General features: G+C 57.4%; 20 protein-coding genes. 9 read left to right on the plus strand and 11 right to left on the minus strand.

The genetic code is table 11. The features are described 5' to 3' along the window. Positions 1-174: 174 nt before the first annotated feature. Genes coaBC through AB8880_11585 form a run of 3 tightly spaced genes read left to right on the plus strand, consistent with a single transcriptional unit; the run spans position 175 to position 2,610 of the window. A complete protein-coding gene (gene coaBC, locus AB8880_11575; GenBank protein ID XDZ67066.1) occupies positions 175-1,371 on the plus strand; it encodes a bifunctional phosphopantothenoylcysteine decarboxylase/phosphopantothenate--cysteine ligase CoaBC in 1,197 nt (398 codons plus the stop codon). After that, positions 1,364-1,813 carry a dUTP diphosphatase gene (gene dut / locus AB8880_11580; GenBank protein ID XDZ65546.1) on the plus strand — a complete coding sequence of 150 codons (450 nt, stop codon included), beginning with the start codon at positions 1,364-1,366 and terminating at the stop codon, positions 1,811-1,813. The genes coaBC and dut overlap by 8 nt, the downstream gene beginning before the upstream one ends. 26 nt (positions 1,814-1,839) lie before the next feature. Next, positions 1,840-2,610 (plus strand): ThiF family adenylyltransferase, encoded by a 771-nt coding sequence (locus tag AB8880_11585; protein ID XDZ65547.1) that lies wholly within the window; start codon positions 1,840-1,842, stop codon positions 2,608-2,610. Between the two features lie 6 nt (positions 2,611-2,616). On the opposite strand, the gene AB8880_11590 is transcribed toward AB8880_11585, so the two are convergent. Beyond that, a complete protein-coding gene (locus AB8880_11590; protein XDZ65548.1) occupies positions 2,617-3,600 on the minus strand; it encodes a 2-hydroxyacid dehydrogenase in 984 nt (327 codons plus the stop codon). A gap of 195 nt (positions 3,601-3,795) precedes the next feature. On the opposite strand from AB8880_11590, the gene AB8880_11595 reads away from it, so the two are divergent. The 3 genes from AB8880_11595 (at position 3,796) to AB8880_11605 (ending at position 6,198) form a co-directional block, all read left to right on the plus strand. Beyond that, entirely contained in the window at positions 3,796-4,302 is a 507-nt protein-coding gene (locus AB8880_11595; GenBank protein ID XDZ65549.1) for an SH3 domain-containing protein, read from the plus strand. Between the two features lie 280 nt (positions 4,303-4,582). Beyond that, entirely contained in the window at positions 4,583-5,887 is a 1,305-nt protein-coding gene (gene aceA, locus AB8880_11600) for an isocitrate lyase (protein ID XDZ65550.1), read from the plus strand. A gap of 32 nt (positions 5,888-5,919) precedes the next feature. Beyond that, positions 5,920-6,198, plus strand: a complete 279-nt coding sequence (locus AB8880_11605) for a hypothetical protein (GenBank protein XDZ65551.1) — start codon at positions 5,920-5,922, stop codon at positions 6,196-6,198. 135 nt (positions 6,199-6,333) lie between these two features. Here the strand turns inward: AB8880_11605 and irrA are convergent, their stop codons facing one another. Continuing rightward, positions 6,334-6,732, minus strand: a complete 399-nt coding sequence (gene irrA / locus AB8880_11610) for an iron response transcriptional regulator IrrA (protein XDZ65552.1) — start codon at positions 6,730-6,732, stop codon at positions 6,334-6,336. A gap of 142 nt (positions 6,733-6,874) precedes the next feature. Here irrA and fabA point away from each other — a divergent pair, with 142 nt between their 5' ends. Genes fabA through AB8880_11625 form a run of 3 tightly spaced genes read left to right on the plus strand, consistent with a single transcriptional unit; the run spans position 6,875 to position 9,456 of the window. Next, positions 6,875-7,393, plus strand: a complete 519-nt coding sequence (gene fabA, locus AB8880_11615) for a 3-hydroxyacyl-[acyl-carrier-protein] dehydratase FabA (GenBank protein XDZ65553.1) — start codon at positions 6,875-6,877, stop codon at positions 7,391-7,393. A gap of 48 nt (positions 7,394-7,441) precedes the next feature. Continuing rightward, entirely contained in the window at positions 7,442-8,677 is a 1,236-nt protein-coding gene (gene fabB, locus AB8880_11620; GenBank protein XDZ65554.1) for a beta-ketoacyl-ACP synthase I, read from the plus strand. Then, positions 8,674-9,456, plus strand: coding sequence for an enoyl-ACP reductase (locus AB8880_11625; GenBank protein XDZ65555.1), 783 nt, complete (start codon positions 8,674-8,676; stop codon positions 9,454-9,456). Before fabB ends, AB8880_11625 begins: the two co-directional genes overlap by 4 nt. A gap of 70 nt (positions 9,457-9,526) precedes the next feature. Here the strand turns inward: AB8880_11625 and pnp are convergent, their stop codons facing one another. The 9 genes from pnp to AB8880_11670 form a co-directional block, all read right to left on the minus strand. Next, entirely contained in the window at positions 9,527-11,626 is a 2,100-nt protein-coding gene (pnp, locus tag AB8880_11630; GenBank protein ID XDZ65556.1) for a polyribonucleotide nucleotidyltransferase, read from the minus strand. A gap of 324 nt (positions 11,627-11,950) precedes the next feature. Next, positions 11,951-12,220: a 30S ribosomal protein S15 gene (gene rpsO / locus AB8880_11635; protein ID XDZ65557.1), complete on the minus strand. Its 270-nt coding sequence runs from the start codon at positions 12,218-12,220 to the stop codon at positions 11,951-11,953. Positions 12,221-12,239: 19 nt separating this feature from the next. Further along, complete coding sequence (gene truB / locus AB8880_11640; protein ID XDZ65558.1) at positions 12,240-13,187, minus strand: tRNA pseudouridine(55) synthase TruB; 948 nt, start codon at positions 13,185-13,187, stop codon at positions 12,240-12,242. Beyond that, entirely contained in the window at positions 13,165-13,569 is a 405-nt protein-coding gene (rbfA, locus tag AB8880_11645; protein ID XDZ65559.1) for a 30S ribosome-binding factor RbfA, read from the minus strand. The genes truB and rbfA overlap by 23 nt, the downstream gene beginning before the upstream one ends. Positions 13,570-13,601: 32 nt before the next feature. Continuing rightward, entirely contained in the window at positions 13,602-16,103 is a 2,502-nt protein-coding gene (gene infB, locus AB8880_11650; protein XDZ65560.1) for a translation initiation factor IF-2, read from the minus strand. A gap of 119 nt (positions 16,104-16,222) precedes the next feature. Further along, positions 16,223-16,726 (minus strand): DUF448 domain-containing protein, encoded by a 504-nt coding sequence (locus AB8880_11655; GenBank protein ID XDZ65561.1) that lies wholly within the window; start codon positions 16,724-16,726, stop codon positions 16,223-16,225. 78 nt (positions 16,727-16,804) lie between these two features. After that, on the minus strand, positions 16,805-18,364 hold the full coding sequence (gene nusA / locus AB8880_11660; GenBank protein ID XDZ65562.1) for a transcription termination factor NusA: 1,560 nt from the start codon (positions 18,362-18,364) through the stop codon (positions 16,805-16,807). A gap of 4 nt (positions 18,365-18,368) precedes the next feature. Further along, positions 18,369-18,857 carry a ribosome maturation factor RimP gene (rimP, locus tag AB8880_11665; protein ID XDZ65563.1) on the minus strand — a complete coding sequence of 163 codons (489 nt, stop codon included), beginning with the start codon at positions 18,855-18,857 and terminating at the stop codon, positions 18,369-18,371. Between the two features lie 95 nt (positions 18,858-18,952). After that, the gene (locus AB8880_11670; GenBank protein XDZ65564.1) at positions 18,953-19,663 is read right to left on the minus strand and encodes a tRNA (guanosine(46)-N(7))-methyltransferase TrmB; all 711 of its coding nucleotides are present in this window, start codon (positions 19,661-19,663) and stop codon (positions 18,953-18,955) included. Positions 19,664-19,665: the final 2 nt, after the last annotated feature.

The following is a 19,665-nucleotide window of genomic DNA, read 5'->3' on the forward strand; positions in this document are numbered from 1 at the left end:
GTCAGCAATTACCGGGTCCGGGGCAGTTTTCCCGAATACGCCCGGGTCAAGATCTGGCAGGCGCTCAAGGCCAAGGGGATCCATGTTGACCCCGAAACCCTGAATATGACCGATACGCTGCCGGAAACCCGGGGGGCGGGCAATTCTCCTCTAGGCAATATTTCATCCGGGCAAATGCCTTCGCAACCTTCGATCCTGCTGATCATCAGCGGCGGCATCGCCGCCTATAAGGCACTTGAACTCATCCGCCGTATGCGAGACCGCAACTGGCAGGTCCGATGTATTCTTACCCGTGGAGGCGCTGAGTTCATCACGCCGCTTTCCGTCAGCGCGCTTTCGGGCGAGAAAACCTATACCGATCTCTTCTCTCTCACCGATGAGGCGGAGATGGGGCATATCCGGCTTGCCCGGGATGCCGATGTCGTCATTGTTGCACCCGCCACCGCCCATTTTCTGAGCCGGATTGCCCATGGCATGGCCGATGACCTGGCAACCACCGCCGTATTGGCCACCGGCGCACCGATCTTGCTGGCACCGGCGATGAACCCGTTCATGTGGGCCAACCCGGCAACCCAGGCGAATTGCTCGATCCTCCGTGCCCGCGGCATGCGTTTCAGCGGCCCGGACAGTGGCGATATGGCTTGCGGAGAAGAAGGCGCGGGGCGACTTGCGGAGCCGGATGTGATCCTAAAGGCGGCCGAAAACATGCTGCCGGGGCGCGGTCGCCTCGCAGGTCGCCGTGCGATTGTCACCTCTGGCCCCACCCATGAGCCGATTGACGGCGTGCGGTACATTGCCAATCATTCTTCGGGCAAGCAGGGCCATGCGATCGCTGCGGCGCTGGCCCGTGAGGGGGCCCGGGTCACGCTTGTCACCGGCCCGGTTACAGAGCCGCCACCCTACGGCGTCCAGACTGTCGCCATCACCACCGCCGAAGACATGCTCACCGCAGCGCTGGCGGCGTTGCCCTGTGATATAGCGGTCTGTGCCGCCGCGGTGGCGGACTGGGCTGTTGACGGCGCTAGCGCCAATAAGATCAAAAAGGTCGATGGCAAGCCGCCAACCCTTACCTTCAGGGAGAACCCGGATATTCTCGCCACGATCAGCCAGCATGCATCGAGGCCACGGCTTGTTATCGGGTTTGCGGCTGAAACCGATCAGGTGGTGGATTACGCCACCGCCAAACGTGCTCGCAAGGGCTGTGACTGGATTCTGGCCAATGATGTCGGCGCGGCCCCTGTCTTCGGTGCCGATGAAAACGAAATTCATTTCATTACCGCCGAAGGCTCAACCCACTGGCCGCGGATGAGCAAATCCGATGTCGCAGCACAACTGACCGAAGCCATCATCGAGGAGTTCGCCCATGGCTGACCTTTCCCTTCCCGTTCAGCGTCTTCCCCATGGTGAGGGGCTTGATCTGCCGCGCTACGAAACCGAAGGGGCGGCAGGGATGGACCTGATGGCAGCCATCTCTCAGCCTCTTTCTCTTGCCCCATTTGAGCGGGCGGCGATACCAACCGGCCTCGCCGTTGCCATCCCCCGTGGATATGAAGCCCAGATCCGGCCCAGATCCGGCCTGGCTTTCCGCTACGGGCTTACCATCGTCAACGCCCCCGGGACCATCGACAGCGATTACCGGGGAGAGATCAAGGTGCTGCTGATCAATCTCGGCAATGAAACCGTTGTCATTGAACGCGGCATGCGTATCGCCCAGATGGTGCTTGCGCCATGTCTTCAGGCCTCGCTAGACTTGGTTGATCTGCTGGATGAAACCGGACGCGGCGAAGGCGGCTTCGGTTCAACCGGCCAGTAAAAATCAGATCCCGGACAGAGAGACCCATGCTTGATGATGACCAGCTCACCCGTTACGCCCGCCAGGTTATTCTGCCGGAATTCGGGGAGGAAAATCAGGAAAGGCTGCTTACCGCGACCGTGCTTGTCATCGGGGCAGGCGGGCTGGGCGCGCCTCTCATCCAGTATCTTGCCGCCGCTGGCATCGGCCGGCTGAGGATCGTGGATGACGACGAGGTGGAACTGACCAATCTCAACCGTCAGGTGGTGCACAGCACCGCCCGCATTGCTACGCCTAAAGCTCAATCCGCTGCCGCTGCCGTTGCGCAGCTCAACCCCGGATGTGTGGTTGAGCCTGTCGTCGCGCGGTTTTCAGCTGATACGGCCGCCGACCTTCTTTCAGGTGTTGAGGTGATTGCAGATTGCAGCGACACGCCGGATACGCGCTATCTTGTCAATGCCGCCGCCCATGAGATGGGCCTGCCCGTGGTGTTCGGCGGTGCGGTTCGCATGGAGGGGCAGATCACCACTTTCGCCAGCGGCCGTGATCCTGAATCGCCCTGTTTCCGCTGTATCTTTCCGGAAACCGCGGGCCATGACCTTGCCCCGAGATGCAGTGAAGCTGGCATTTTTGGCCCCGTCACCGGAGTGATAGGCACGCTTATGGCCATGGAAGTGCTGAAACAGTGCCTCCTGCCTGCGACTCCCCTTGGGGAGGGGCTGGTGGGCCGGTTGATGCTCTATGATGCCCGTGAGCAATCCTTCATGCCGATACGGGTTCGCCCGAGATCGGACTGCCCGGTCTGCAGCGGCCGATAGCCGCGACTAGATCATCACTTCAATGACCCGGTCCGGCGGGGTATGGCCATCGATAAAGGTCTGGACATTGATGATGACCTTCTCCCCCATGCTGAGCCGTCCCTCTATGGTGGCTGAGCCGATATGCGGCAGCAGCACGACGTTCTTCAACTCAAGCAGCGTCGGGTGGATATGAGGTTCATTTTCATACACATCAAGGCCGGCCCCGGCGATGCGGCGCACCTTCAGCAACTCCGCCAGCGCCGCCTCATCGATCACCTCGCCACGCGATGTATTCACCAGATAGGCATGTGGCTGCATCAGTTCGAGCTTTTCCCGATTGAGCAGATGATGGGTGGATTCGGTATGCGGGCAGTTGACGGAAATGATATCCATCCGTGCGAGCATCTGGCCCAGATCCTCCCAATGCGTTGCCTCAAGTTCCTGCTCTATCTCAGCATGAACCGGGCGGCGATTGTGATAATGGATCGACATGCCGAAGCCACGTGCCCGGCGTGCAATGGCCTGGCCAATCCGGCCCATCCCGATAATCCCGAGTCTTTTGCCGTTGATCCGGTGGCCGAGCATGCCGGTGGGCGCCCAGCCTGTCCAGTTTCCTTCCCTGAGGATTGCGTTGCCTTCGGCAATCCGCCTCGGCACCGAAAGTATCAGCGCAAGCGCCACATCGGCGGTATCTTCGGTCAGGACGCCCGGCGTATTGGTCACCGTAATGCCAGCTTCCCGCGCTGCCTTCAGATCAATATGGTCAACGCCCGTGCCGAATGAAGCAATCAGTTTGAGCCCCGGCCCGGCGGCCTTGATGATCTCCTGATCTATCCGATCGGTAACCGTTGGCACCAGCACATCCGCCCGTCCAACCGCTTCTTTCAGCTGCTCGCGGCTGAATGGCGTGTCGCTGCTGTTAAGCTCGGCGCTGAACAACTCCCGCATCCGTGTCTCTACCGAGTCGGGAAGTTTCCGCGTCAGAATTACATGAGGTTTGGTTGCCATGATTGCACCGCTCTCTTGACTGTTTATCAGGAACCCGAATTTTTCTGCATTGAGTGATACGGCTACCACCACCATGCGAAAATGTCCACTGAAACCATGCGCCCTTTCCCTGCCCTCTTTTTCCATGTGAGACGCATGCGCCCGATGTTTCACCAAGACTAGGCTTATGGATCCGTTCTATGCTAGATTTCTCTCATGATGATGTATCGGCCGTTCCTTTTGCTCCTGATCTTGATGGTGCCGTTTTCCCTGTCTTTTGCGCAGGAAAACCGGATTTCCGTTCGTGGCTCCAATCTTGAGATTCCACGTTTCGTCACCCTCAAGTCCAACAAGGTCAACATGAGGTCTGGGCCCGGCAGGGAATATCCCATTCTTTGGGAATACAAGCGGCGCGGATTGCCGCTCAAGGTGATCGCCGAATTTGACACCTGGCGCAAAGTTACCGATCACGAAGGGGCTACCGGCTGGATGCATGTCGGCACCCTCTCCATCAAAAGGATTGCGCTGGTCGAGGACACAACCGCAAAGATCCATGCCAGTGCCGAAGACAGCGCTCAGGTAATGGCCGTCGCCGAGCGGGGCGTGTTGCTGGAAATAGAACAGTGCCAGCCAAACTGGTGCAAGGTAGCGTCTAGGGATGTCAAAGGATGGATCTCGCGCACATCCATCTGGGGCGTGCTTGAAAACGAAATTCTTGATTAAACCTCATCTGGCCAAAGAACATCCAAATTTACGCATGCGCCGAGACAGGCCCTGTCTTCCCGCAGTACGGATCCATTCTTGAGCAGGTCCCGCCCAGCCATCTTCCTAAAAATTCCATCCCCCTCTCTCGTGATGTGACATTTTCGGGGACAAGAAACATGTAAATATTTACAATTTATTTTGTTACACAAATTTTCATGCGTTCCCTCGTTTTATGACCTATAGATCGGGTATCGCCAATGGCAGGCCTGCCGCCTGCATAGAGTAAGGAGACCCGATCATGACACAGGAATTTGAAATCCACACGCGCGCAATCAAGGGCCGATTCGCGGGCGTCACCCGCGATTATACACTCGAAGACGTGGTGAAGCTTTCCGGCTCCGTCACCCCGGAACATAGCCTGGCGCGACTTGGTGCGGACAAGCTCTGGAAGCTTCTTTGCGAGGAGGATTATGTTCATACCCTCGGGGCCATGACCGCCAATCAGGCCATGCAGCAGGTTCGTGCCGGGCTGAAAGCGATTTATCTTTCCGGCTGGCAGGTTGCCGCCGACAGCAACACGGCCGGCTCCATGTATCCTGATCAGTCGATTTATCCGGCCAATTCCGGCCCTGATCTGGCGCGCCGGATCAACAAGGCGCTGGCCCGGGCTGACCAGATTGAAACACTGGAAGACGGCCAGCCTTCACGGAACTGGTTTGCCCCTATCGTTGCGGATTGCGAAGCCGGGTTCGGCGGTGCGCTGAACGCCTTTGAACTCACCCGCGCCTATATCGAAGCCGGGGCCGCGGGCGTGCATTTTGAAGATCAGCTGGCCAGCGAAAAGAAATGCGGGCATATGGGCGGCAAGGTGCTTATCCCCGTCCAGCAGGCTGTAACCAATCTTAATGCCGCCCGGCTGGCAGCGGATATTTCAGCCGTGTCCACGATCATCATGGCCCGGACCGATGCGGAAAGCGCCCGCCTCATCACCTCTGATATCGACCCGCGGGACAAGCCCTTCATCAGCTCAGAACGGACAAGTGAAGGGTTTTACGTTCTCAATGATGAAGGTGCGTTTGATCGATGCGTTGCGCGGGGGCTGGCCTTTGTACCTTATGCTGACCTCCTCTGGATGGAGACCTCGACGCCTGATCTTGATCAGGCAGAAGCTTTTGCCGCGGCCATCCGCGCGGAATTTCCAGATCAGATGCTGGCCTATAACTGCAGCCCGTCCTTTAACTGGTCGGCCAACCTGAACCCTGAGGATATCGCCCGCTTCCAGAAGGAAATTGGCCGGATGGGGTATAAGTTCCAGTTCATTACACTGGCCGGTTTCCATTCGCTCAATTACAGCATGTACGATCTCGCAGATGGATATCGTGATCGCGGCATGGCGGCCTATGCCGAACTGCAGAATGCCGAATTTGATGCCGAAGATCGCGGCTACACAGCCCATCGTCACCAGCGTGAAGTCGGGGCCGGATGGTTTGATGCGATTTCCGTTGCGGTAAAGGGCGGGACCTCGTCCACCACGGCACTGAAGGACAGCACCGAAGATGCACAGTTTGTCAATGCAACCAAAAACAGGCCCGCGGCTGAATAGCTTCCGACCGGGCAATATCTCAACGGAGAAACATGATGAACATATCAGATCAGGACCAGATAACGAAATCACCATGCCTGATGATGCAGGGTGAAACTGATGCGGCCGCAGACCGGGTGACGATCATCGCCCCCAGCTATTATCAGGCGGCGCTGGAATTCCATCGGCGGCGGATGGCTGAAAAAGGCTACCGTCTGGCCTACCGCATTGAAAAGCAGCAGCTCTTTGTCACCGATGGTACGGCGCTGACCCCGCTTTTTGATGGCAGGACAATGTATCTGGCAAATTTTATCCGCCATGAGGAGGCCTGACAGATTAGCCATGCCGGGTCCATGACCAGGTGGATCGATCCGATCAGCAGTATCTGATGCGGGGCAGCGACTTCATCGCTGCCTCGTTTTATTTACGGTCAGGAGTGATTACTGCCTTTCGGCAAATGGAAAAGTCTATTTGAGGCGGATGATCACGTCGACCCGCTCAATCTGCTGGCCGACAGGAGCACCGGGGATTTTCTTGAACGAGATTGCATCGCCGGGAATATCGATGAGGGTATTGGCTTCCGGATCAAAGAAATGATGGTGATGATCACGGTTGCTGTCAAAATAGGTGACGCCGTCATCCAGTTTGATATCCCGCAAGAGGCCGACTTCAGCAAACTGATTGAGGGTGTTGTAGATAGTGGCAAGAGACATGTTTTCTCCCTTTGCCGCCACTTCACACCTGAGCTGTTCCGCCGTCACATGGCGATGCCCGTTGTCAAAAAGAAGTTCGGAAAGAACCACACGCTGTCGTGTTGGCCTCAAATTATGCGCACGAAGCAGATCGGTGTAAAACTGTATGTTCATGCAATATCTCTATTCCATATATTTATAAATATACGTTGAAGTAACCACGTTGTAAAGCCGCAAGCCATTGCTGGCCGTGCAAAGTAATAGCAATTCCTTGTCAGTCTGCTATGGTCAGATGAAACAGTAATCGGACAGATACATGACAGGTTTCACAAAAAAGAACAGCTACAGTTACGATGATCTGATTTCCTGCGCCAAAGGGGAGATGTTCGGCCCGGGAAATCCGCAATTGCCGATGCCGCCGATGCTGATGATGGATCGTATCACCACCATCAACGATACCGGCGGCAGCGACGGCAAGGGCGAGATTATTGCCGAATTCGATATCACCCCCGATAAATGGTTTTTTGACTGTCACTTCATCGGCGATCCGGTCATGCCGGGATGCCTTGGCATGGATGGTCTTTGGCAACTGGTCGGGTTTTATCTTGGCTGGGCTGGCGGCACAGGGCGTGGCCGTGCCCTTTCGGTCGGCGGGGTTAAATTCACCGGCCAGGTCCAGCCTTCAGCCTCGCTGGTTACGTTCAAGATTGATATCAAGCGGCTGATCATGCGCAAACTGATCATGGGCATTGCCGATGGCTCGGTGCTTTGCGATGGTGAAACCGTCTTCGAGGCAACAGACATCAGGGTAGGCCTTTTCAAGGACGACGCCTGAACAATCTTTGGGGTCAATCATATCTACCCATTTCAGAGGGAGGCAAACATGCGACGCGTCGCCATTACCGGAATAGGGATCACGTCATCTATCGGCAATTCCGCAGCTGAAGTCACAGCATCACTGCGTACGGGCAAATCAGGGATTGTCTTTGCCCCGGATTACGCCGAACTGGGTTTCCGCTCCCAGGTCCATGGCACCGTCAAGATGGATGTGGCGGACCATGTTGATCGCAAGAGGCTTCGCTTCATGGGGGAGGGCGCGGCCTATGCCGTGATCGCCATGGAACAGGCGATTGCCGATTCCGGCCTCACCCCGGCGGAAGTCTCAAACCCGAGGACAGGGCTGATCGCCGGCTCCGGCGGCCCGTCCACCGCCAATATGCTCACCGCCTTTGATACAACGCGGGAAAAGGGCCCGAAACGGGTTGGCCCATACATGGTGCCACGCTGCATGTCATCAACCGTATCCGCCTGCATCGCCACTTTCTTTGAAATCAAGGGGATGAATTTTTCCATTTCATCGGCCTGTTCAACCAGCGCGCATTGTATTTCGAGCGGCGCGGATGCCATCCGCTTTGGCCAGCAGGATATTGTCTTTGCCGGGGGCGGCGAAGAATTGCACTGGACTCTTTCCGTCCTCTTTGATGCCATGGGGGCCATGTCCTCGCAATATAATGACACACCGGAAAAAGCCTCCCGGCCCTATGATGCCAATCGCGACGGGTTCGTGATTGCCGGCGGCGGCGGCATGGTGGTGCTTGAAGATATGGAGCGTGCCAAGGCCCGAGGTGCCAAGATCTACGCTGAAATCGTCGGCTATGGCGCCAATTCGGATGGTCATGACATGGTCGCCCCTTCCGGGGAGGGCGCGGTGCGTTGCATGGAACTGGCGCTGGCCGGTTTCAATGGCAATGGCCTTGATGCACCGGTGGATTACATCAACGCCCACGGAACCTCGACTCCGGTTGGCGATATAAAGGAGCTTGAAGCTGTCCGGGAAGTGTTCGGCAAGCGCGGATATCTGCCGCATGTTGCCTCAACCAAATCCCTGACCGGCCACTCCCTCGGCGCGACCGGGGTGCAGGAGGCGATCTATACCCTGCTGATGATGCAGGAGGGCTTCATTGCAGGCAGCGCCAATATCGACAATCCTGATCCGGGTATTGGCGATATCCCCATCCCTTCCAAAAGCATGGATAAGGATATCACCCTCGCGCTGAGCAACTCGTTCGGCTTCGGGGGCACCAACGCAACTCTTGCCCTGATGAAGGTGGCGGAATGAGCGGGATTCTTGCCGGAAAGAAAGGCCTTATCATGGGCGTGGCCAACGACCGGTCCATCGCCTGGGGAATTGCCAAAGCCGCCGCCGCTCAAGGCGCGGAACTTGCCTTCACCTATCAGAACGAGACGCTGGCAAAACGCGTGCTTCCGCTGGCGGAAAGTGTCGGCAGCAACCGGACAATCATCTGCGATGTAGCCGAAGACGGGGCCGCGGCGGCGGCCATTGACACGCTGAAGGAACACTGGAGCGAGATTGATTTTGTCGTCCATGCGCTGGCTTTTGCTGACAAGGCCGCGCTTCAGGGCGCGTATATGGAGGTTGAGCGTGAGGCCTTTATTTCCTCGATGCTGATATCCGCCTTTTCCTTCACGGAGATTGCCAAGGCCGTGCGTCCGATGATGAAAAATGGCGGGGCACTGGTGACGCTGACCTATCTCGGCGCCCAGCGCATCACCCCGAATTACAATGTCATGGGCGTGGCCAAAGCCGCCCTTGAAGCATCGGTACGATATCTTGCCGTGGATCTTGGCGGCGAAAATATCCGTGTCAACGCGCTGTCGGCAGGGCCGGTCAAGACACTGGCCGGGGCTGCCATCGGCGGGGCCCGCCACGTCTTCCGTCATGCCGAGCATCACGCCCCGCTTGGCCGCAACCCGGATATGGATGAGGTTGGCCGCGCCGGTGTCTATCTTGTCTCGCCTCTTTCATCCGGAGTGACCGGGGAAATCCACTACGTTGATGGCGGCTATCACCATATCGGCGTGCCGAGGGACGAATAGAACAAAAAACGGGGCCTCAAGGACCCCGTTTTTCTTGTCATGTTATCGATAATCGAGCTGATAGCCGGGCTCAGGCCTCAAGGTCAGCGCCGGTCTCCTGATCAACACGCTTCATGGAAAGCTTGATCTTGCCACGATCGTCAAAGCCGATCACCTTGACCTTGACCTCATCGCCTTCCTTGACGATATCGGTGGTCTTTTCGGTCCGGCCTTCCTGCAACTCGGAAATATGGACCAGCCCGTCGCGTGCACCCATGAAATTCACGAACGCACCAAAATCGACGGTCTTGACGACCTTGCCGGTATAGATGTGGTGAAGTTCAGGCTCAGCGATAATATCATGGATCCGCTTATAGGCAGCTTCGCCGGAAGCTGTGTCGGATGCCGCGATCTTGACGGTGCCGTCATCCTCGATATCAATCTTTGCCCCGGTGGTCTCGCAAATTTCACGAATGATCTTGCCGCCCGGGCCGATGATGTCGCGGATCTTGTCCACCGGAACCGTCATGGTGGTGATCTTCGGGGCGGTATCCGCCAGCACTTCGCGTGCCGTGGAAAGCGCCTTTTCCATCTCACCAAGGATGTGGATGCGGCCGTGTTTGGCCTGCTCCAGCGCCTGATCCATGATTTCACGGGTGATGGACGTGATCTTGATATCCATCTGCAGGGACGTGATCCCCTCCGCTGTTCCGGCCACCTTGAAATCCATATCCCCGAGATGATCTTCATCGCCAAGAATATCGGAAAGAACGGCGAAATCATCGCCTTCCTTGATCAGACCCATGGCAATACCGGCAACAGGCCGTGCCAGCGGTACCCCGGCATCCATCATCGCAAGAGACGTTCCGCAGACGGTTGCCATTGAAGATGAGCCGTTGGACTCGGTGATTTCAGAAACCACCCGAACCGTGTAGGGGAATTCTTCCTTGGACGGACGGATCGGGTTGATTGCCCTCCAGGCCAGTTTGCCATGGCCGATTTCCCGGCGCCCGGGTGAACCGACACGTCCGGCTTCCCCCACCGAATAGGGCGGGAAGTTGTAATGCAGCATGAACGGGTTGCGATATTCGCCCTCAAGCGCATCGATAATCTGCTCATCCTGACCCGTACCGAGAGTAGCGACAACAAGTGCCTGGGTTTCGCCGCGGGTGAAAAGGGCTGAGCCATGGGTGCGGGGCAGCACGCCGACTTCGGCCACAATCGGCCGCACGGTTTTGGTATCGCGCCCATCGATGCGGGTACCTGTCTTCAGAATCGCACCGCGAACGATATCAGCTTCAAGGGACTTGAAAAGACCGCCGGCAAGCACCGGATCCGTCTCTTCATCAAGTTCTGCCATGGCCGCTGTCTTGACTTCAGCAACCGCCGCCTGACGGCTGGTCTTGTCAGCGATGCTGTAGGCTTTTTCAAGATCAGCGCTGAACCCGGCAAGTGTCTTGCTGATGGTCTCGGCTTCAGCTGGTTCTTCGGGCAGGGGCCGCGGGTCCTTGGCGGCAACCTCGGCCAGTTCGATAATGCCGTTGATGACAGCCTGCATTTGCTCATGACCGTAATTGACAGCACCAAGCATGTCGGCTTCAGTCAGTTCCTGGGCTTCGGATTCCACCATCAGCACGCCTTCGCGTGTGCCGGCAACAACCAGATCAAGGGTGCTTTCCTTCATTTCCTCAAAAGTCGGGTTCAGCACATAAGCACCGTCGATCATGCCGACGCGCGCCGCCCCGATCGGACCAAAGAAAGGAATACCGGAAATGGTCAGCGCGGCTGATGCACCAACCAAGGCAACGATGCCGGGATCATTCTGCATGTCATGCGACAGCACCGTGCAGATCACCTGGGTTTCGCATTTGAAGGATTTCGGGAAAAGCGGACGGATAGGCCGGTCGATCAGCCGGGAAACCAGCGTTTCGTTTTCGCTCGGACGACCTTCACGCTTGAAAAATCCACCGGGGATCTTGCCCGCGGCGAATGTTTTTTCCTGATAATTGACGGTCAGTGGAAAGAAATCCTGACCAGGCTTTGCCGTGGCGGCAGCCACAGCCGTACACAGAACAGTGGTTTCACCCATGGTGGCCAGAATGGCGCCATCGGCCTGGCGGGCAATACGCCCGGTTTCAAGGGTCAGTTTCTTGCCGCACCAGTCGATTTCTTTTTTGTATATTTGAAACATATGTCTCATTTCTCCTACATACCGCCGCAGCACCATTGCCGAAGCGGTGGCCCGTATCTGCGGGCGTTTGCATCATCTTGTGGGGAGAGATTGGCCTCAGGCCGTACTGGAGTAACACAAACCCCGGGTCATTCCCGGGTCAATACCGGCATATCCGGCATCCCTTCACATTTTCCCATCAAGATTGGTTCAACTCATAGGAGTGATACGGCCAATTGTCAAGAACGTTCCGCCATTGACAGCAATAGCACCTTGAGATGGAAGCCGGAAAGATGGGAAAGAAAAGCCAGCCTGCCGGCTGGCTTTCCGGAAATATCGCAACACTCAGCGGCGGAGGCCGAGTTTGCTGATCAGGTCCTTATACGCCGCTTCGTTGCCACGCTTGATGTAGTCAAGCAGATGGCGACGCTTGCCGACCATGGTCAAGAGGCCGCGGCGTGATCCGAAATCCTTCTTGTGTGTCTTCATATGTTCGGTCAGATTGACAATCCGTTCGGTCAGGATCGCAACCTGCACGGCGGCACTGCCGCTGTCTTTGTCGTTGGCGCCAAACTCGGCAATCAGTTCGGCCTTACGCTCGTTGGTAATCGACATCTTGGTCTCCTTTCACATATCAGGGAAGATTGAAGACCCGAGAAGGTGATGCCGTGCCGCCCGATATGCTGATGATGGCGACAAGTGTACCATCGCAAAGGGCAAGAGCCGTGACATCGTCCTCAAGAGGACCGGTTTCCGTCATTGAGGTGCCGGAGACCGCAATCTTCTGGCCGCAACGCAGCCGGTGGGCATCATTTTCGGAAATGGCAAACGCCGGGATGTCGGCCAGCGCTGTCAAAACCGGATGCAAAGCTTCAAAAGCATCGGCACTATTGTCGATTTGATCAAAAAAATCCAGTGAAATCGACCTGGCTTCGGAAAAAGGTCCAACCCGGGTACGTCTGAGCGCTATCACATGGCCTTCGGTGCCAAGGTCCCGGGCAAGATCCCGGGCCAGCGCACGGATATATGCCCCTTTTCCCGTAGTGACACGAAAACTGGCTTCATCCTTGGTGGCCTCAATCATTACCAGCTCATGGATATCTACCTTGCGCGGGCTGAGATTGACCTCAATATCGGCGCGGGCCAGATCATACGCCCTCCGGCCATCTTTCTTGATCGCCGAATACCGCGGCGGCACCTGATCGATCCGGCCGGAGAAGCGCGGCAGGGCTTCCCGGATAGCCACTTCATCCGGGCGTGTCTCCGAACGTGCAATCACCTCACCTTCGCGATCATCGGTATCCGTCGCTTCGCCCCATTTTACCGTGAAGAGATAATCCTTGGTGGCGTCCATGACATAGGGGATCGTCTTGGTGGCCTCACCAAGAGCAATGGGCAGAATGCCTGTTGCCAGCGGATCAAGCGTGCCAGCATGGCCGGCCTTGGCGGCGTTGAAGGCCCGGCGAATGATATTGACCGCTTTTGTCGAGGGAACCGTCAACCCCTTGTCGAGAATGACCCAGCCATTTACAGCCTCTCTTGTGGAAGCGCGGCGGGGGTTAGGATTCGCGGTCGAGGGCATTGCTGTTCTCGCCAATCAGCGCACTGATCCGGCTTGCCGTATCAAAACTGCTATCGAGGATGAAGCGAAGCTTCGGCGTGCGGCGGATGGTCAGGCGACGGGACAGTTCATGCTGGATCGTTTTCGAAATCCGGCCAAGGGCGTCGATAACGCCATCGGGATCAACCCCGCCGAGCGGCATCACATACACCCTTGCATTGGCAAAATCCGGGCTGATCGAGACCTCCGATACGGTCACCGAAACACCTTCGAGCTCCGGCTCATAAAAGGGATGGCGAAGAAGAATATCCGAAATGAGATGCCGGATTTCTTCCCCCACCTTGAGCTGGCGCTGTGATTTATCACCGCCCTGGCGGTCGTTTCTGCTGTTTCGGTCACCCATGACACTATCCGAAAGCGGATTACCCCCTGGCTTTAATCCAGGCTCCGCGCAACTTCGTGAACTTCAAAGCATTCGACCATGTCGCCTTGCTGCAAATCACCGTAATTTTCAAAGGCCATGCCACATTCCTGACCTTCGCGCACTTCCTTGACCTCATCCTTGAACCGCTTGAGTGTCTTGAGCGAACCTTCATGGATCACGACATTATCTCGCAGAAGGCGAACACTGCACCCACGCTTGATGACGCCTTCGGTGACAAAACAGCCCCCGATCTTGCCAACTTTGGTGATATTGAACACCTCGCGGATTTCAGCATAGCCGATGAATTCTTCCTTGGTATCAGGCTCCAGAAGGCCTGTCATCGCGACCTTGATCTCATCGATCAATTCATAAATGATCGAATGATAGCGAATTTCGACCCCGTCTCGACGGGCCTGATCCCGTGCCTGCGGATTAGCCCGGACATTAAAGGCGATAATCAGCGCCGACGAAGCCGCTGCCAGGCTGACATCCGATTCGCTGATGGCACCGACACCGGTGGACAGCATACGGACCTTGACCTGTTCCGTCGCCAGTTTTTCAATGGCAACACGGATCGCTTCAAGAGAGCCATGCACATCGGTCTTGATGACAACCGGCAGTTCCTGCGCTTCGCCTGCAGCAATGGCGGAAAGCATCTGTTCCACCGATCCGCGGGCGCCGATGGCGGCATCCTTGGTGCGAATTACACGCTGGCGATATTCCGCAACTTCACGGGCCCGGGCCTCACTTTCAACAACGGTGAGGATATCACCGGCCATGGGCGTGCCATTAAGGCCGAGCACTTCAACCGCATCTCCGGGGCGGGCTTCCCTGACCTGACGGCCGCGGTCATCATTAAGGGCACGCACACGGCCTGTTTCCGCACCAACCACGAAAATGTCGCCGACCTTGAGCATGCCGCGTGTCACCAGAAGCGATGCCACCGAACCCCGGCCGCGCTCCACCTTGGCTTCGATCACGGCCCCTTCGGCGGCGCGATCAGGATTGGCCTTAAGCTCAAGCAGTTCCGCCTGAAGCATAATCGCTTCTTCCAGTTTGTCGAGGCCCATTCTGGTATGGGCAGAAACCTCAACACTCAGCACATCACCGCCGAATTCCTCGGTAATGATCTCATGGCTGAGGAGTTCGTTGCGCACACGCTGCGGGTCCGCTTCGGGTTTGTCGCATTTGTTGATTGCGATGATCACCGGACATTCGGCTGCCCGCGCGTGATTGATGGCCTCGATGGTCTGCTGCATGACGCCGTCATCCGCCGCCACGACCAGCACCACGATATCGGTGATATTGGCCCCCCGCATCCGCATTTCGGTGAACGCTTCATGGCCGGGTGTATCGATGAACGTGATCGTGTTGCCGCTTGCGGTGCTGACCTGATAGGCGCCAATATGCTGGGTGATCCCGCCGGATTCGCCAGCTGCCACATCGGTCTGCCGGATCGCGTCGAGAATGGACGTCTTGCCATGATCAACATGCCCCATGACCGTGACAACCGGCGGCCGTGGCTTCAGGGTTGCCGGATCATCTTCCTCGCCATCGCTGGTAATGTCGACATCGGCTTCCGAAACACGGTTTGGTTTGTGGCCAAGTTCAACGACGATGAGTTCAGCCGTCTCGGCATCGATTGTCTGGGTCACGGTTGCCATGATCCCGAGTTTCATCAACTCCTTGATCACATCGGCGGCGCGTTCCGCCATCCGGTTGGACAACTCCTGCACCGTGATGGCTTCCGGAATGGTAACATCACGGACCTGTTTGACCTTTGGCTGTGCTTCCATTGAGCGCATCCGGGCCTTTTCGCGCTCACGCGCCCGCCGCACCGAGGCAAGTGAACGCTGACGCGTGCTCTCCCCGCCATCCAGTGCTTCGGTGATGGTGATCTTGCCGCGACGTCGCTGATCCTGCTCGCCGCGCCGCACATTGGTCTTCTTCGGCTGATCCGGCACCTCACGTTTGCGGCTGCCTGGACGTCCGGGCGATGAAACCACCTCCGGGAAGGAAGAGGGTTGATCTGATTGCAATGCGGCCTTCTCACGCCGGGCCTGCTCTTCGGCATGACGGCGGGAGGTTTCCTCACGGCGGGATTCTTCCTCTGCTGCAACGCGGCGCATTTCCGCAAGTTCGCGCTCACGGCGGGACTCGGCTGATACCGGTGCCTTGTCTTCAGGGGCTGTGTCTTCCTGCTTTACCGATGGGGCGGGCGGAACCTCGGCCTGCCGCTTCATCCCTTCCTGCAAGGCGCGATTGCGCGCCGCGCGCTCGGCTTCGGTGAGATTGTCGGCAGCATCTGCACCTCCCACAGGTGACTTGCGGGATGGCGCCGGGCGAACCCCGGGCTGCCGCTTGCGCACGACTTCCACCTGAACGGGCCTTGATGATGCCCGGCCCGGCTGGCCTCGTGGCGCCACCGGAGCGCCGCCATCGGTGACCCCGCCAAGGGTGAGCTTGCCGCTTCCCAGGCTCAGCGTTTTCTTTTTGTCAGCCTCTTTGCTCATCCTGTACCCTTTCGGCCACACCCTTTGGCTCAGCACGACGATCAATTGCGATCATCATATTCAAGCCATGGTTTACAATGCCCAGGCATGTAAATGCAACCCATTGCACCATTATGCCCTCAATCTTCGTTCATATTCTGCCGGAATCCGGCAAGTTGACGGCATGCCGCCGCAATACGTTCCGCCTGCCCATGGGGCTGATTCCCCACCGCAACAAAAGCGATCGAATCCCGCCCGAATATTGACCCCAGCTCTTCGCCGGAAAAAAAATCAACCTGCCAGTCATGCGGCACATCTCCCGCAAGCGCCCTCGCTTCACGGCCGGAAGCATCGGTTGCAACAAGAAGGCCCCTCACCGCACCTGCCGCCCTGATCTTGCCGCCGCCGCCAACAACAAGGCCGCTGCGCCGTCCTATGGACAAAAGCTCAAGGCAACGCTGCAAGAGAAGCTTTTCAACCAGATCCGAAAGATCCGCAACCTCTGCTTTCGTATCCAGCGCCCGCGCCAGCAGCCCCTTTGTCTGGGCCTGCTTGATACACGATGCCGAGGCAGTCACCCAGGCCCCGCGCCCGGGCAGTTTTGCCGCCACGTCAGGAATGGCCCTGCCATCAGGCCCGGACACGAAGCGGATCATCTGATCCGGTTCTAGTCGTGCGCCGGTAACGACGCATTTCCTTTCTTGGGCATGTCTCTTCAGGGTTTATTCTCCTGTTTCGTCTCCGGCATCCGCCGCACCATCTTCAGAAGCCTCGTCTTCATCCTCAAACCAGTGCGCCCGCGCGGCCATGATGATATCCCCGGCAAGCTCGCCGCTGGTCAGCCCGAAACTGCTGAGATGTTCAACCAGTTCATCGGAGTCAAGATCAGCCAGATCATCCAGGGTCAGAATACCGGCATTGGCCAGCGCAAGGATCATCACCGGCGACAAATGCTCAAAATTCCGCAGATCGTCCGTGACGTTCAATCCCTGAAGCTCCTTGTCAATCCGGATGGTTTCGCGTTCGACAAAATCGATCGCCCGCTGGGAAAGCTCGGTTGCAATCGCTTCATCAAAGCCCTGAATGGTCATGAGCTCTTCCACCGGGGTTTCGGCGATATCCTCGACCATCACAAACCCTTCGGCAATCAGCAGATGTGCGATCACATCATCGATATCAAGGCTTTCCATGAACCGCTCGGAGCGATTCCGGGTCTCTTCCTGGCGACGCTCTGATTCCTGGGCTTCGGTCAGGATGTCGATATACCAGCCGGTGAGTTGAGAGGCGAGACGGACATTCTGCCCCCGCCGGCCAATGGCAAGGCTGAGCTGATCATCGGGCACAACCACTTCCATGCGGCCGGCATCTTCATCCATCACCACCTTGGACACCACCGCCGGGGCCAGGGAATTGACAGCAAAGGTCACGGTATCTTCGGACCAGGGGATAATCTCAATCTTTTCACCCTGAAGTTCGTTGACAACAGCCTGGACGCGACTGCCCCTCATACCAACACAGGCGCCGACCGGATCAATGCTCGGGTCATTGGAAAAGACCGCGATCTTGGCCCGGCTGCCAGCTTCACGGACAACATTCTTGATCTCGATGATGCCATCATAGATTTCCGGCACTTCCTGGGTGAAGAGCTGGGCCATGAACTGGTTGTCGGCCCGGGACAGGAAAATCTGCGGGCCGCGCACTTCTTCACGCACATCCTTGATATAGGCACGAACGCGGTCACCCTGACGAAGAAGTTCCCGCGGGATCATTTCCTCGCGCCGGATGACGCCTTCGGCACGCCCGAGATCAACCGAGATCGAATAGCTTTCCGCGCGCTTGATCGTGCCGACAACAATCTCACCGACCCTGTCTTTATATTCTTCATACTGGCGGGCACGTTCAGCATCACGAACACGCTGGGAGATGACCTGCTTTGCTGTCTGGGCAGCGATACGGCCGAATTCCAGCGGCGGCAGGGGCTCACGAATCAAATCACCGATATTCAGGCTCGCATCATGCTTCTGCGCTTCAGCCAGCAGAATCTGGCAGGCTTCGTCTTCAACCTCTTCCACCACTTCGGTGACGCGCTCAAGGCTGATGGCCCCGGATTTGCGGTCGATATGCGCCCGGATATCCCGATCCTGCCCATAACGGGAGCGGCCAGCCTTCTGGATCGCCTGTTCCATGGCAATGATAACTTCTTCGCGATCAATCGATTTTTCGCGCGCAACAATGTCCGCAACCTGAATGAGTTCAGCGCCAGGTACCGTTGACGTGTCCATAATACTAGCCTTTCTTTTTTGCTTTCACGGGTTTCAGAAACCATTCCGTTGGATCGAGTTTGGCGGTGTCGATCATCTCAAAGGGGAGACAGACCGGCCCATATCCTGTTTCCAGTTCCACCTGCCCATCATCGGTCATGCCGTTGATGCGGCCATTGAATCGCCGCCGGCCATCGATCAGCGATTTCATCGAGATCTTGGCCAGTTCACCGGAGAAACGGGTGTAGTCTTCCGGGCGGACAAGCGGACGCGACAGGCCGGGCGACGAGACCTCAAGCTGGTAGCCCGCCTTGATCGGGTCTTCGACGTCAAGCACCGCCGAAACCCCGCGGGAAATCTTGGCGCAGTCTTCGACCGTCATCTCAAGGTTTTCATCCATCGGTTCCGCCATGATCTGCAACGTCCCGCTGGAAAACATCACGCGTACCAGGCGGAAGGCCATCGCCTCCAGCACCGGTTCAATCATAACCGCGATTTTTTCTTCCAGCAGCATTCATCAACCCAATAAAAAAGTGGGCCTTTTGAGCCCACCGCCGTTTGACAGTATGTAATTCGCGTTATACGGCGTTTTATCTGTTCTGGCAAGTGCTAAGCGTTCCGCCGATACCTGAACCAGGAAGACTTCCGCCCGGCCTTGTCCGCTTTCGCCATATATCGGGTACCGGGCCAGCCCTGGGGCGGTGTCCGCCAGTCTTCCGGTGCTTCGGCCAGCCAATCGAAATCCGGACTTCGGGTCATCTGCTCAAGCATCCAGCTCTTGGCTTTCGGCTCATCGCTGGCAAGGAGAAGAGATCCGCCCGGCCGGATCAGCCCGGCCAGCACCGCAAGCAGATCAGGCTGGACAATACGCCGGTCCTGGTGACGCCTCTTCGGCCACGGATCCGGAAAAAGGATAAACACACCTGCAAGTGATCGCGGGGTAAATGCCGGCAGCAACAGGCGGACATCCTCCGGCCAGATGCGAATATTCGCAATCCCTCTGGACGCGATATGTCCGGCCAGCGACGCCACCCCGTTAATGAAAGGTTCCGCACCAATATAGCCGGCGGCCGGATTTTCCTCGGCACGCGCCGCCAGATGCTCGCCGCCACCGAAGCCAATTTCAAGAAATACATCAGCGAGAAATGGTTCAAAGAGGCGGCGCGGGTCAAGTTGCCCCGGGCTCCCGGCCAGATCCGGGTCAATCTGCCATTTTTCCAGACCACGCCGCAGGTTTTCCATCTGGACCGGACGCAAGCGCCGTCCATGGCGACGTCCATAGAACATCAGCCGGTCCTTTGGTGGAACTGGACGTGTCATCT

This window comes from Alphaproteobacteria bacterium LSUCC0684, assembly GCA_041228335.1.
Taxonomy (GTDB): Bacteria; Pseudomonadota; Alphaproteobacteria; order Puniceispirillales; family UBA1172.